The following is a 15,015-nucleotide window of genomic DNA, read 5'->3' as shown; positions in this document are numbered from 1 at the left end:
GCAAGGGTGAAACTTAAAAGATTATATCCGTCAATTCATGGCTAACACAACACTACCATGTGGAAAATGAAAATGGTTACCGAAGTTTATCCCTACCTTAATTGCATTCCCAGCTGGAGGAACAGGAGGAGTAATTACAATGAAAAACACAGCTGGCGTTGTCACTATCCATTCCGGTTGCAAAACTTCGCTAACTTGATAGTTGCCTGGGGGAAGATTATCAAATTCGTACACACCGCCAGCACCTGTTAACATATTACCAACAACTGGACCTGCAAGATTTATCTGCCAACCGGGAAGCCCCGGTTCTCCAGCATCATGCTGACCGTTCGCATTTAGGTCGTTGAATTTAATACCGCTTATTCTCCCCTGGCAGTTTCCAAAATCAATGTTTACAAAAAAAGGATTCTGCGGTGTAATATTGATGTTATAAAAACCCGGGGGAGCTGGCATCGTCTGCATCCATCCCGGCTGCAAAACTTCACTCACTACATAGTTTCCCTCTGGTAGATTTTCAAAAGAATATTCGCCGCCAGCACCTGTTAATCTAAAGTCATTAACCGGACCCGCAAGTTCGATTCGCCATCCGGCAAGGCCTGGTTCTCCTGCCTCAAAAACACCATTACAATTAAGGTCTCTAAACTTTATTCCACTAATGGTTCTATGAGCATACTTTATAGTAGTTATATCGTCTAACGTTCCGACTCCAGCGCTATTTCCAGTTACGATTACATTATTATTCGGATCAATTGCGATACCAACCGCATAATCCATCTGCGAGGCAGTACCATTGTATGTGATACTCCAAAATAGATTGCCTAAATTATTGTACCGAATTGTAATATAATCCCAATCAGAATCGCCACCCGAATCAATTGAACCGGTAACGTATACATTTGAATATTGATCAAGTGCAATATCTTCTCCTCCCCTACCCGGATGAAGTATATCCCATTGTAACGCACCAGCTTGATTGTATTTTAATGTTACAATGTTTGTGTTTATATATCCGGTAATGTAAATGTTTTTTAAATTATCAACTGTAACTGCGTTACCCGAAGCAGATTCAGATCCAACACCATATTGTCTGTCCCACATTTGCGCACCTAAATGATTATACTTAACTGTTGTAATATTTTCTGTTGGATAGGACGTGGAACTCCCCGTAACAACAATGTTTCCGTCCACATCTACAATTACATCCCACGGATAATCGTGCACAGACGCTAAACCAAAAGTTTGTACCCACGCTTGTGCACCATCTGTTGTATATTTCAATATAATAAAATCAGGTCCCGGCGTAGTATCATAATAACCGAAAGGTTGAGTTTGACCTGCCACAACGACATTACCCACATTATCAACATGAATAGCTACTGCTGCATCATTGCTTGGTTGCCATTCCCAATGCGGAAAAGGTTGAGTCACCCATATGTAATATCCTAACCCATCATAAGTATTAGACCACAGTAAATTTCCCTGGGAATCGTAATTTATTGTAACAATGTTCATATCGGACGCTCCAGTTGTGTAAAATCCGGCGATATATATATTTGCTGCGGCATCAATACCGATGGGTTTTTTCTTTGCGGGCGAATAAAAAGTTGTCGATGGACCTGGTGTTGGGAACCGTCTTACCCAGAGCTGATTTCCATCTGTATCATACTTTACCGTTGCAATAGAACTGTAGTAATCACCGTCCCAGCTAATTCCAGTAACATATACATTATTATTTATATCTATCACAATCCCCATCGCTCGATCTCTCCTGCCATCTTCACCGTGGTAGGTTCGAACCCACTCTGTTACACCGTTCGGGCTTATCTTTATTGTAACAAAACTCGTCACTATGGGTGGACTTGCTATGCTCACAAAGCCAGTGACATAAGTATTTCCATCCGCATCCACAACAAGATCTGCTGCATTATCCCACGAATTTGCAGGACCATCGTGGCGATGAACCCATTTTTCTTGCACTTGAGCAAAACTTTGTACGTTAAATACTAAGCACAAAATAAAAATGAGTGCCATTTTTGATAAACAGTTGATGTTCATGGCAATATCCTTTCTGTTAAATTTTTGCTGATGAATACCGAAGGTAACCTTCAACGGAATAAAAACTTAGCAGAAGGTTACCTTCAGCTTTTTCTATATCTTGTAGGTCGGCGAGGTTCGTCGATCTACATTTGTTATAACACAAACACTTCTCCTCCGAAACTTTAACGTAGGAGGATCATCTTCTTCACACTCATCAACGATTTGTTTGCGTCAGATATTGCCGTAGCATCAATCCGGTAAAAGTACACGCCACTCGATAATGTATTACCATTAAACTCAACCGATTTAAAACCTGGCTCTTCGATTTCGTCTTTAAGTGTTGCTACCTCCTGACCTAAAATATTGTAAACCTTCAGAGTTACTTTTGAGGCAACCGGTAAGTCATATTTTATCTTGGTTGTAGGATTAAACGGATTGGGATAGTTTTGATATAGTGCATACTCCTTCGGAACTTCTACAACACTTTTCGCGGACATTATTAACTTCACACCCAACACATCTTCATCAATTGTTATAGCTTTCGTATTAACATCGAGTACGAATTTCTCTACTACAATCTTATCGCCATTAAACGAGTTGATTTCTACTGAGTATTCTTGTCCCTCATCTATAGCAACATTCCAGTTAATTGTTAACGGATACTTTGCCCCGTTTATTTGTATCGGAAATTCTTGACGACCCAACATTTCTTTATCAGCTACTTCTACATTCCGCTGCGATCGAAATCTAACATCAAATATTTCTGAAGGCGGAATAGGCGGAAGCTCATATTTCTCCAAATCAATCTCTACAGGTTTTGCTGTGAAGTAAAGTGTCTGTTCTCGTCCGGCTTCATCTTTTAGTATCAAACTGCGCAGCCCTTTTTCTGCTGCAACTGACTTAATATCATCAGGTTTATTTTGAGCTTTCGCCATAACCAATTGTGAAGAAGCCTTCAACACTGAGCCGGATTTCAGAACAATTTTCCCCGCTTGATTTACCTTAAGCCAATACGCAGAACCCGGCTTTAGTGTGTCCTCGTTATAGTAGCCTGTGTTCGTATAACCAAAATATTGCGATTTGATAACAACAGGTGAAACGGGAGTTATGTCCGATATCAAAACAGGATACGATACTACGCCAATTATATTCCAACGGGCATTCACATCAATCGTATCCAACATTATACTAGTGCCACTGATTGGAATTGAGGCTGCGGATGAAAATTTTAGCCAATATCCCTTTCCATTAACTAATGTATCGCGTATTTTATAACCCTCTTGATATACATAAGCGGGCGACACGGCACTTGGGAACAGTATGGTTTTTCTATAATCAGTTACGAGCAGAGAAACCGATATCATATTCCAACCGACCGCAGCATTAACCATCATCGTAGTTGAGGCGCCCGATATATTACGCAAACCGGGAATGTATCCGCTTTCTAATTTAAAAGTATCGCCCGTCATCATTTGTACTGCATTTTGACCGATGGATGTTTGGAGCAGTAAGTCGCCTCCAGTAGATTTTCCACCGCCTCTGTCAACAACCCACCAGGGGTGTGTAATCGTCTGGCTGTAAGCCAGTGTGCTCAATACGAATATAAGCACGATTATTATAAAATTTTTCATTTTTAGTTCTCCTTATATTGACCATTTACAATTAATAATGAGTTAGAAACACTTAATCGCTCCATTTCTCTATTATCTTCACCTTACTTCATAAAGCGATTTTGTGCCGAAGGCACATCCGCCTTTGGCGGAATTATCTCTCTAACTTTTCAATACGTTTTAAAAGCTCTTCGTTTTGCCTTCTTAGTTCTTCTATCATCTTCTGCTGTTCTTGCACTGCCTTAACCAATGGAACGGTAAACTCTGCATACCTCAAGCCATAGTAATCATTTTCATTTTTCGGTTTGTCTATACCGCTGAAGTCGTAGCCAAGTTCTTGTGCAGCTTTCTCTACTTCCTGACCGACAAAGCCAGTTTGCAGCATTTTGCCTTTAATAACTTCACTTTCTTTTAATAGTCCCGATTTATCGGGATCGGGGGTTTTTAAAAACGATGCTATTCCATCCATATCCAGATGATAAGTAACCGGACGCAATTTCATAATGAACGCCAAGCCCTGCACTGCCTGCCTGCCGTCAGGCATGGTTTCACTCACATCTTTTTTAAAGCGGCCATCAGAGAGTGTTGTCCAGCCCACCTGCCCGCCTATGCTGGTAACGGAAGAATTTCCTACTCTCACCTGGTTGCTGGCAGTTATAGCAGTATTAAAGCCCAATGCTGTTGAGTTACTATATGCCGCTCCTGAGAAGAAAGCATAATATCCCAAGGCGGTATTGTTGAATCCTGTTGTGTTGAAATAAAGCGCTTGATATCCGTTGGCGGTATTCTGATATCCTGTGGTGTTGGAATAAAGCGCATACGTGCCGCTGGCGGTATTGTTGAATCCTGTTGTGTTGTAATAAAGCGCACCCAATCCGTTGGCGGTATTGTACAATCCTGTGGTGTTGGAATAAAGCGCACTCACTCCGTTGGCGGTATTGTTGAATCCTGTGGTGTTGGAATAAAGCGCTTGCAGTCCGTTGGCGGTATTGTCGGATCCTGTGGTGTTGGACCTAAGCGCACTCCTTCCGTTGGCGGTATTATTGTTTCCTGCGGTGTTGAACAAAAGCGCATCCGTTCCGCTGGCGGTATTGTAGTATCCTGTGGTGTTGGAATAAAGCGCACTCCTTCCGTTGGCGGTATTGGATAATCCTGTGGTGTTGGAATAAAGCGCATACGTGCCGCTGGCAGTATTGTATGCTCCTGTGGTGTTGTACAAAAGCGCACCACCTCCGCTGGCAGTATTTTGGGATCCTGTGGTGTTGGAATAAAGCGCCTGCAGTCCGTTGGCGGTATTGGCGGATCCTGTGGTGTTGGAAAAACCCGCCTGGTAACCGACAAATACATTGTAGTTATCAGATAAATCATCGCTTGCCCCGGCTCCTTCTCCCACAAACACCGATTGCCCTGTATTGTATGTTTCTATTTGTCCTTTGGTGGTAATGCGGGTTCTTAATACATTATTGGTACGGATATCAAATGCCTGTGCATCGGTGGTGCCAACAAAATTAGTTCCTTCGGTAGTACCTGCATTGCCTGTGAGATTCCAGGCTCCGCTTACTGCTTTGGCAAAATTAGCCGTATCAGCAATGAATGCATAAGGTGAACTTGTTAATTCCGAACGCGGCGAAAATGTTATCGGTGAAGGTATTCCGAGTCCTGATGTTGCAGTAACTTCCACATACAATGTTTGATTGAAAGATATATCAATTGTTGTTACTGAACCTAAAAGAACATTAAATGTTCCACGCTGAACGGCAACGCCAGTCTGATCTTCAGTCCATAAAGCACTGCCGCCAGTGGAAACATCGAAAATTTTAAAAGTTAAATTATAACTCCCATCCTGCACAGGCGTGCCGGCAGAAGTTGTTAGAAGTCCCTGATAAGAAATCTTGTTCGGGACTTGTGCGTTTGCATTTCCAATAATAGAAAATATTAGAACGCAAAGTGCGAAGATATAAATCAAGTGTTTCATAATTACTCCTTTGTAATTTGTTAATTAGTTTGCGCCATAGGCGCATCAGCCTCAGGCTGAAATATGTTAATTAGTTTGCGCCATAGGCGCATCAGCCTCAGGCTGAAATTGGTTATTTGTTATTAGTCATTGTTCATTCGTCATCTCTAACTCATCTTAATTCACCAAGTGACTTATCGTTTATGACTTTCATTTCTTCAGCCATAGATTTTACAACTGCTTCCAATTCAGTTAAACGATTCGAGAGTTCTTCGTTCTTTGTTTGTAGTTCTTTGTTTTCCTGTATCAATCCTTGAATAGCTGCAAGCGCTACACCTGCCGGATCAATTGTGGAAATTGTTTTCTCATCATCACCCAAACCGAAGATGGCATAAAAATCCTGAGCCATCGGACCGATGTGCTCTATGTTAGGGTTTTGAGATAAGTAGCTCCATTGCATAACCGGCAGCCGTGCCACTTTTTCAAGTATTACTTTGCTATCAACGAGACGTTTATTTCTCTTGAGCGTGCTATCTGAAACGCTCGCCCAAGATGATGCCCCAGCAGCGAGTGTTACACCAGCAGATAATGCCGTGTTCGAAAAAATTCTTGTTCCACCAACAGCACGAATATTAAATTGGTTAATTGCCGTTGAAGCAAAATCTGCGTCAGTTTGGTCTGCCCAGACGAAGGCGCCATCGTGATTGGCTTTTGCCCGGCGTCCAGAAGCGAATGAATATTGACCGCTTGCCGTGTTATCTCTACCGCCTACAACTGTTGCAAAATGATTGCTTGCCGTGTTATTATAGCCGCCGCCGATTGTGGTATAATTAGCGCTGGTTGTGTTATAAGCACCTCCGCCAATTGTTGCATTAGAGCCGTTTGCCTTGTTCGCTGAACCACCGCCGATAGTAGAAGCATCACCTAAAGCAGAATTTGAATCAACAGGGTTTAACCCCCCGCCACCGCAAACAACTGAATATATACCTCTCGCGCTATTAAAACCACCACCTCCAACTGCGGTATGCCAACCGCTTGCGGTGTTAGACCATCCTCCGGCTATGGTCGCAATACCTCCACTGGCAGTATTCATTTTTCCACCACCTATGGTCGCAGTAGGACCGCTGGCTGTGTTATCCCAACCTCCGCCTATTGTTGCAGCGAAGGCGCTTGCGATGTTACTGGAGCCGCCGCCAATTGTTGAGTTTTCACCTAGCGCTGAATTTGAATCAGCTAAAGTTGAACCCCCGCCGCCGCCAACAAAAGAATAAGCACCGCGTGCGCGTGAAGACCATCCCCCGCCAACTGTGGAATAATCGCCACTAGCATAATTATAAGCCCCTCCACCAACTGTTGCACGATCACCACTTGCCTGATTGCTTGAACCCCCACCGACTGTTGCAGCAGTGCGGCTTGCAGTGTTCATTTCACCACCACCGATAGTTGACAAAGATTGACTTGATGTATTATTTATGCCACCACTAACCGTTGCTTCTCTACCGCTTGCCACGTTAGACCAGCCACCAGCAACTGTTGAAGTTTGACCACTTGCCGTGTTATGAGCACCACCGCTCACTGTTGTATATCTGTCGCTTGCCTTATTAGATTGACCACCACTCACAGTTGAATAGTCAGCTAAGGCAGAATTTGAATCAGCTTCTGTTGCACCCCCGCCACCGCTTACGACAGAATAAGCACCCCGTGCACGGTTATTCCTCCCACCAACCGATGAATACGGTCCCGTCGCTTCGCATTGTGTTCCAATAATCGAAAATGAATACGGTGAGTTTGTCAATTCTGAACGCGGCGAAAATGTTATCGGTGAAGGTATTCCAGGTCCTGGTGTTGCAGTAACTTCCACATACAATGTTTGATTGAAAGATATATCAAGTGTTGTTACTGAACCTAAAAGAACATTAAATGTTCCACGCTGAACGGCAACGCCAGTCTGATCTTCAGTCCATAAAGCACTGCCGCCAGTGGAAACATCGAAAATGTTAAAAGTTAAATTATAACTCCCATCCTGCACAGGCGTGCCGGCAGAAGTTGTTAGAAGTCCCTGATACGAGATTTTGTTTGGGACTTGTGCGTTTGCATTTCCAATAATAGAAAATGTTAGAACGCAAAATGCGAAGATGTAAATTAAGTGTTTCATAAAAATATCTCCTTTAATTTTTTTGTTATTGGTTATTTAGGGAAAAATAAAAAAACCTCTAATTCCCTGATAATGGATTCGGGAATTGATGCCAATAATAATAGTATGTAAAATATTATCAACATTTTCTTATTATTAAATAACAACCAGCGATAGCACTCCTCGATCCTGAATATTCTGTAATCCGTATTGGCTACCAGTCTTACAAATACCAAAATAATATATATCCAGTTCTACTAAAAAGCAAGTAATATTTAATAATTTAAAGAATTTTCTTGCTTTTCTACACAGTCATTAGTAAATTAACACTCAACAACTAAAGTACAGGATATGAAACCAATTATAGCAATCACAATGGGCGACCATAACGGCATCGGACCGGAAGTTGCATTAAAAGCTGCTACATCCCCAGCAATAAAACGAATTTGTATCCCGGTTCTGGTTGGCTCAACTTATGTTTTTGAGCATTATGCTAAATTGCTAAAAATGAAAACCACACTTAAAGAAATCGAATCTGTACCTAAAAACAATTCAGATGCTATACCGATTTTTTCTATTCGTAAATTCGTCCAACCAAACATAAAACCGGGAATACTTTCATTCGAAGCTGGCCGGCTTGCTATTGAATCTGTTATTTCTGCAACTATTATTTGTCTCGAAAAAGAAGTTGATGGTATGGTAACTGCACCTTTAGCAAAAGAAACTATCAACTTCAAGGGCTTTGATTTCCCCGGACAATCCGAATTGATCACGACACTCTGCAAACGGAGTAAGTTTGCTATGATAATGCTTTATAAAAATATCCGTGTAGCTTTGGTAACAATTCATATTTCAATCAAAGAAATTCCATCCCGGCTCACGAAACAATTACTTAAAGATAGAATACAAACACTGAACAATTCGCTCAGGAATGATTTTGGAATAAGAAAACCTAAAATCGCTGTATTAGGACTTAACCCTCACGCCGGTGAAAATGGTGTTATCGGAGAAGAAGAAAATGAAATGATAATTCCAGCTATGAAACAAGCTAACATAAAGGGTATTGATATTCACGGTCCATTTCCCGCCGATGGTTTTTTTGGAGTTCATGCTTACAAAAACTATGATGCAGTGCTTGCAATGTACCACGACCAAGGATTGATACCTATAAAATTATTGGGATTCGAGGAAGGTGTAAACTTCACTGCCGGATTGCCGATAGTTCGCACTTCACCGGATCATGGAACAGCATTCGACATCGCCGGAAAAGGAAGAGCAAATCCATCCAGCACAATTGAAGCCATTAAAACTGCAGTAGCTATTATCAATAACCGCCGTAAAAATAAAAAATAAAATATGATTACATTCAAAAACGTTACACTTTCATTCAACGCCCAACCGATTTTATCGAATATAAGCATTCACATTAACTCAGGTGAATTTGTATCTTTAATCGGTGAGTCAGGCATTGGCAAAACGACACTTCTTCGTTTAATTTATATGGATTTACTCCCCAATTCAGGTATGGTTACAGTCGGTAAGTACAACTCGTTAGTAATTAAAAAAAGGGAGATCCCATATTTGAGAAGAACCGTAGGAGTTGTGTTTCAAGATTTTAAACTTTTAGAAGACAGGAATGTTTTCGAAAATGTTGCCTTTCCATTACACGTTACAGGGGTTAAGCGGCACGAAATTCAGAGGCGTATTGTTCGGGTTTTGGCAGAAGTCGGTTTGAGCCACAAACGCGGGGCAATGCCTAATGAGCTATCAGGTGGCGAGCAGCAGCGGGTTGTAATTGCGCGCGCTTTGGTGAACGAACCCTTTATTCTTTTAGCAGATGAACCAACCGGTAATTTAGACCCTGCTTTGGCTAACGAAATTCTTGATGTCCTGTTGCAAATTAATTCGCGAGGGACTGCCGTTTTATTGGCTACACATAATTATGATTTAGTCCGAAGATCGGGGAGCAGAATTTTGCAGATAAAAAATACTAAAATAAAAGAAATCGAAAGTATCTGAAATCAGGTATTCCCTAAAAAATATACGCCGAATTATCACGCTCTTAGCAATTTTACTTTTAATATCTGCATCGAGTTCTTACGCACAACGGGTTATTTCGGTATCCATTGAATCGTTCCTGCCAAATCATATATATAATAAAAATCACTCCCCCGTTTTTAATGTGAGAATCGAGTCGCAACGAAAAGTTAAAGGAAAAATTTTTATACAGCTTAAAAGTATCACACAAAAATACTATTATACTGTTTATGAGGAAAATACAAAATTCGAGAAGGGTATTAAAACAATACACCTATCTTCCGAAAAGAAATCACTCAATTATAAATGGCGTCCCGGCTTTTACGAAATTTTTGCACGGATAGTTACAGGTGAATACGAATATTATTCGGATACACTTACCTTTGTCTTTCAATCTGATTCAATTCTTTTTTCATCTACGAATAGAGTAGATTTGGAAACATTTTGGCTGAATACATTTTCTGCTTTAGATACTCTACACGCTTACTTTGAATTAACCGAACAAACCGATAAACAACACGACAGCATCAAAGTTTTTAAAATAATGTATCGGAGTTTGGATACAGCGTGTATTAAAGCATGGTATTGTTTACCAAAATCTGACAAACTACTTCCTGCAATTTTAATCCTACCAAGTTATGGAAATACATCGGTACAAATTCCATATACTCTTGCAAGACTCGGATTTGCAGTCGTTGCAATACAGATTCACGGATTGGATGTAGAGTCCGATAATTATCCGGTTGGTGATGACCCGTCGGCAGGACAGAATCTTGATGATCCAAACAAGTATTACTTACGAAAAGCAGTTGCAAGTGCAAAGCGGGCTATCGATTTTTTTTATACACGGAGTGAATTGGATACAGCACGCATCGGTGTTGCAGGAACGAGCCAAGGTGGTGGGTTGGCATTGCTTCTAACAGGATTAGATAGCAGGATTAAAGCCACTATAGCAACAATTCCGACTCTTTGCTGTTTTCCGGAAGGATTGGAAAGCGGTTGTTGCTCGCGTGTAAGAAGGTCGATAATCAACGGATTAGTTGACAAAACCACGGCGTTCCGAACTTTAAGCTACTTTGATGCTAATAATTTTGCAGAGCGATTTACAAAACCTGTTTTACTTTCGGCACATTTTAAAGACAGGATATCAACTCCCAATACAGTATTTGCTTTGTACAATCGGATTCCGAGCAAAACGAAACAGCTAATTATCCATTCAAATCTCGGTCACGAATTCCCTGTAAATCATTGGGATGTGCCATACTCGTGGTTCAGTGTTGTGTTGAGGAAAAAATGAGATTTGAGACACTTCGATTAAATCAGGGCAAGTTTCGGAATTAGTATATTTTAACCGCGAGGTCCGCAAAGAAAATGCAAAGGGCGCTATGATTAAATTCATATCCCAATAATATTGTAGCTTTCATAAGTTTAATCTGTGAATCTGTGGCGTTTTATTTTTGCTGCTAAGTAGTTACTAATTATTTTTATTTTGACTCTAGCGCTGGTTTCCCAAACGATTTCTTCACCATCCAACCAACTGTAATCAAACCACCGACGAGGAGTAAAACAAAAATTATTATTACACCCCACTGTGGTTCTGTTTTAACGGCGTCCCAATTGATGTACGGTTTCAGATATGCTTCACGCAATTCGTGCCGCATCAATATCATTGTAACGATAGATATTAAGAAGAATAACTTCGCAGCCATTAACTTTCCAACCGGTTTAGCAGCATTCATTCCAACAAACATCAACATAATACTTACAAAAATCGAAGCAAGTCCTGCCAAGAAGTAGCCCGTAGCGAGTTGATTACCCCCCATAAACATCAACATAAAATCACGCGGTAATGCAATCAACCACCACAATCCGATCGCAATATTTATGAAAGTCGGTATTAAAAACCACCAGGCACCATAACGGATTGCCCACTTGCCAAGTTGGTCGTTTGTCTTCAGTTTTCTGATTCCCCACATAATTACCACAACGCCGGCAACAGCCATTGCTGAGATCATATAGTGTAAATATCGCGGTATGATTGTGGCGTCATCATAATTCAAATGTGTTCCGTGTGGATTAGCAAAATACATTGCCTTCCATTTATCGGGGGTTAGCATCAGAACAATATTGTTTACGTAAATCAAACCTATTGTCGCTAACAAAATTGAACTTATCGACACTACCCATAATCTTTTACCGTTAAGTTTTTCCCAATGGAATGAGAAAATATAGTAACCGTAATAAGCTAAAATAAAAATTATGATAACCGATAACCAGGGCCAAGCCATTAGTATGGTTGATGTGTAGAAAAACTGACCGTACAGAACTTGTAAAAACAGAAGTGGTGCAACACCTAATGTAATTGTAAACGCCGTGAAGGGTGGCAGCATTTTGGCAATCCCGCGACTCAGCTCGAAATGGTTTTGGCTTTTCTTTTTTCTTCCAAAATATTCGCTAAAGGCGGCAACAAACCCGCCTCCGACTGCCACGTTCATTGCTAAAATATGCAGCGTAAAAGTAAGCAGTAGTAAGAACTTCAGCAACCAAATGGGTGCAGGTAGTGCTATCGGGTCGATGTCGGGAATCATTGTTTGGTCTATCATTTTATTTCTCCTTTCGTATTTTCTTTATTAAAATCTGTTAACCATTTTGCTATCGCAGCAGCTTCGGCTTCGGTGCCGGCAAACTTAGGCATATAGCCCTGATAATTTTCTAACTCATTAATAATTGCAGTCAGCATTTCCTCGTCGTATTCAGTTATCAACGGTAAAACATCGTTGTAACCGTTTATGATGTGACAACTTGAGCAATAAAGCTTGAATGCTTCATTGCCGGCTTCTAATTTATTTTGGTCGTTAATTTCTTTAATGTTCGACCATTTCGAATTTTTAATCAAACCTTCTGCTTTAACCTTATCGAAATCACTCAAGACCAATCCGTTCGAGTACATATAATCGACAAGCACGTAGGGTTTGCGGACTGATTCACGAACACGCTCGCCAGCAAACATCGATGCTAAACCTAACAAAAGCACAAAAACTGCAACAGGAGTAGAATATAAATTAGGTTTGAAGAATCCCATAATTAAAACTGTAAAGAAAATCAGGGCGCCGGCTATCAAGCCGATAATTGCTGTGTTATGAACGAAAACAATTCCACCTAAAACTATTTCGCGCGGAATTTCGGGGAGCGTCAGATAATACCAAAGTCCTGCAAGCGGAAGCATTAGCATAAACGGTAGCACCCACTTGCACGAGTATTTAACAATTGTTTGTTTAATCTTTTCGTCTTTCAACAGAGAAGCCGTGAATAGTGCGTATATTCCAGCCAGAACTATTGCAGTTAAAGTTCGGAAAGCCAAAGATGAAAAGTAAGTAGGGTTTATTAATCCATCCCAAAAATCTCTCGTTTGAGTCCAAGCACCGGGCGTCAGCATAAACGAAAGAATGCCGTTGATGACTACCATACTCATCCACGCGGATATAAAATAAATCCAGCCGATAATGAGATGAGTTTTCCGGTCAATTTTTTCCCAAGTGTAAAAATAAATCATCACTGCAGCAATTTCGATGAAAAAGAAAACCCACTCGATTGCCCATCCCCACACAAATATATGAATCAGTGAAGAAGTAGCCATCGGCGTTACAAGTCCGATTGTAAACCAGATGGCAACACCAGTAAGTGCGCCGAAAACGAGTGTGAGAAGGATAAAAAATTTAGAATGGATTTTTAGATAGTCTATAATTTTGAGATTATTTTCGCGGTAAGCTTTGTGTTCGGTAAGGACAAGAAACAATCCACCCCCGACAGCGAAGTGAGAGACGAACACATGGATCACAGCTACAATACCGATAAGCCAACCACCACCAAGAAAAGGAATATCCCAGAATGGATAATTCATTTGTTACTCCTTTCGAATAATTTATAAATTTTAAAACAGTTTAAATTATTTAAAGAACCAGTTCCACCCTTTTTGCTTCGGGTACATTTTTTAAAACAGAACGTTCGATTCCTGCTCTTAAAGTTAAAAGGGAGAGAGGACAATTTTTACAAACACCTAAATAGCGTAGGTTTACTATTCCGTCATCACTAACATTTACAAACTCAACATCGCCACCGTCGGCTCGAAGATACGGTCTGCAAAAGTCTAGAGCTTCCTCAATTCTTTCGACGAGCAATTTTTCTTTTGATTCCATCTCAGTTTAAATGTTTAAATTTACTTCTACCCTTTTTGTTTTAACGCCGTTCATCGCATTGATACTTAATTGTGCGACCATATTGCGTGCAATGTTTTTAATGGCTGATGACTGCGAAGAATTTTTATCCTGAGCAACAACTGGCACCCCCACATCGCCACCGATGCGAATCTTTGTATCAATAGGAATTTCACCTAAAAACACAGCGCCCAATTCTTGAGCTTCTTTGCGACCGCCACCATACGAAAATATTTCCTCACGTTCCCCGCAATGCGAACAGATAAAGTAGCTCATATTTTCGATGATACCGAGAATCGGTACATTCACCTTCTCGAACATTGCATAACCTTTGCGGGCATCGGCGAGAGAGATATCCTGCGGCGTTGTTACGATAACAGCCCCCGACAACGGAATTGTTTGAACAAGTGTTAATTGGATGTCGCCGGTTCCCGGAGGTAAATCGAAAATCAAGTAATCTAATTCGCCCCATTCTACATCGGTCATAAATTGCCTGAGAGCTCCGCTTGCCATCGGTCCACGCCATATAACTGCTTGATTCGGATCGACTAAAAATCCAATCGACATAACCTTTACACCGTGGGCTTCTAGCGGTATTAGTTTTTTATTTTCTAACTTCGGAGATGCGTTTATACCCATCATCAGCGGAATGCTTGGACCGTAAATATCGGAATCTATTAAGCCAACTTTGGCACCATCTTGAGCTAATCCAACTGCTAAATTTATAGCAACTGTCGATTTACCAACGCCCCCCTTTCCGCTCGCAACTGCGATTGTGTTTTTTACATTAGTGAGTATGTTGTTTAAATTTGACTGTGGCGCTTTGCGAACGCTGCTCGTCATCTCAATTTGGATGGCGCCAACTTCCGGTATTGCTTCTTTTACCGATTTTATGGCTGCCATTTTGAATTGGTCTTTTACTGGACAAGCAGGTGTAGTTAATTCTATTTTAAAACTTACATCTCTATTGTCTATCTTAAGGGCAGTTCCAAAAATTCAAATATAAGTTTAGTGTTATAGATTTTATCG

The 15,015-nt window shown here is 40.8% G+C and carries 11 protein-coding genes; 3 read left to right on the top strand and 8 right to left on the bottom strand.

Features of this window, described 5'->3' with window-relative positions; all coding sequences use genetic code 11:
* Window positions 1–30: 30 nt before the first annotated feature.
* The 4 genes from QME58_11410 to QME58_11395 all read right to left on the bottom strand — a co-directional run bounded on the left by QME58_11410 (window position 31) and on the right by QME58_11395 (window position 7,756).
* Window positions 31–2,055 (bottom strand): SdrD B-like domain-containing protein, encoded by a 2,025-nt coding sequence (locus QME58_11410; protein MDI6804433.1) that lies wholly within the window; start codon window positions 2,053–2,055, stop codon window positions 31–33.
* Window positions 2,056–2,219: 164 nt separating this feature from the next.
* Window positions 2,220–3,668 carry a T9SS type A sorting domain-containing protein gene (locus QME58_11405; GenBank protein ID MDI6804432.1) on the bottom strand — a complete coding sequence of 483 codons (1,449 nt, stop codon included), beginning with the start codon at window positions 3,666–3,668 and terminating at the stop codon, window positions 2,220–2,222.
* A gap of 133 nt (window positions 3,669–3,801) precedes the next feature.
* A complete protein-coding gene (locus QME58_11400) occupies window positions 3,802–5,622 on the bottom strand; it encodes a tail fiber domain-containing protein (protein MDI6804431.1) in 1,821 nt (606 codons plus the stop codon).
* Window positions 5,623–5,773: 151 nt separating this feature from the next.
* Entirely contained in the window at window positions 5,774–7,756 is a 1,983-nt protein-coding gene (locus QME58_11395) for a tail fiber domain-containing protein (GenBank protein MDI6804430.1), read from the bottom strand.
* A 330-nt stretch (window positions 7,757–8,086) separates the two neighbouring features.
* Here QME58_11395 and pdxA point away from each other — a divergent pair, with 330 nt between their 5' ends.
* The 3 genes from pdxA to QME58_11380 all read left to right on the top strand — a co-directional run bounded on the left by pdxA (window position 8,087) and on the right by QME58_11380 (window position 11,069).
* Complete coding sequence (gene pdxA / locus QME58_11390) at window positions 8,087–9,088, top strand: 4-hydroxythreonine-4-phosphate dehydrogenase PdxA (GenBank protein MDI6804429.1); 1,002 nt, start codon at window positions 8,087–8,089, stop codon at window positions 9,086–9,088.
* A 3-nt stretch (window positions 9,089–9,091) separates the two neighbouring features.
* Window positions 9,092–9,754 (top strand): cell division ATP-binding protein FtsE, encoded by a 663-nt coding sequence (ftsE, locus tag QME58_11385; protein ID MDI6804428.1) that lies wholly within the window; start codon window positions 9,092–9,094, stop codon window positions 9,752–9,754.
* 163 nt (window positions 9,755–9,917) lie between these two features.
* Window positions 9,918–11,069, top strand: coding sequence for an acetylxylan esterase (locus QME58_11380; protein MDI6804427.1), 1,152 nt, complete (start codon window positions 9,918–9,920; stop codon window positions 11,067–11,069).
* 187 nt (window positions 11,070–11,256) lie between these two features.
* On the opposite strand, the gene QME58_11375 is transcribed toward QME58_11380, so the two are convergent.
* From QME58_11375 to QME58_11360, 4 genes are read right to left on the bottom strand one after another with little or no spacing between them, the layout of a single operon-like run.
* Window positions 11,257–12,375 (bottom strand): hypothetical protein, encoded by a 1,119-nt coding sequence (locus QME58_11375; protein ID MDI6804426.1) that lies wholly within the window; start codon window positions 12,373–12,375, stop codon window positions 11,257–11,259.
* The gene (locus QME58_11370) at window positions 12,372–13,673 is read right to left on the bottom strand and encodes a cytochrome ubiquinol oxidase subunit I (protein ID MDI6804425.1); all 1,302 of its coding nucleotides are present in this window, start codon (window positions 13,671–13,673) and stop codon (window positions 12,372–12,374) included. The genes QME58_11375 and QME58_11370 overlap by 4 nt, the downstream gene beginning before the upstream one ends.
* Before the next feature lie 49 nt (window positions 13,674–13,722).
* Window positions 13,723–13,968, bottom strand: coding sequence for a NifU family protein (locus QME58_11365; GenBank protein ID MDI6804424.1), 246 nt, complete (start codon window positions 13,966–13,968; stop codon window positions 13,723–13,725).
* A 6-nt stretch (window positions 13,969–13,974) separates the two neighbouring features.
* A complete protein-coding gene (locus QME58_11360) occupies window positions 13,975–14,961 on the bottom strand; it encodes an Mrp/NBP35 family ATP-binding protein (GenBank protein MDI6804423.1) in 987 nt (328 codons plus the stop codon).
* Window positions 14,962–15,015: the final 54 nt, after the last annotated feature.

The organism is Bacteroidota bacterium, from assembly GCA_030017895.1.
Taxonomy (GTDB): domain Bacteria; phylum Bacteroidota; class Ignavibacteria; order UBA10030; family BY39; genus JASEGV01.
The sequence above is the reverse complement of the archived record's forward strand: the minus strand, read 5'-3'. Positions and strand labels throughout refer to the sequence as shown.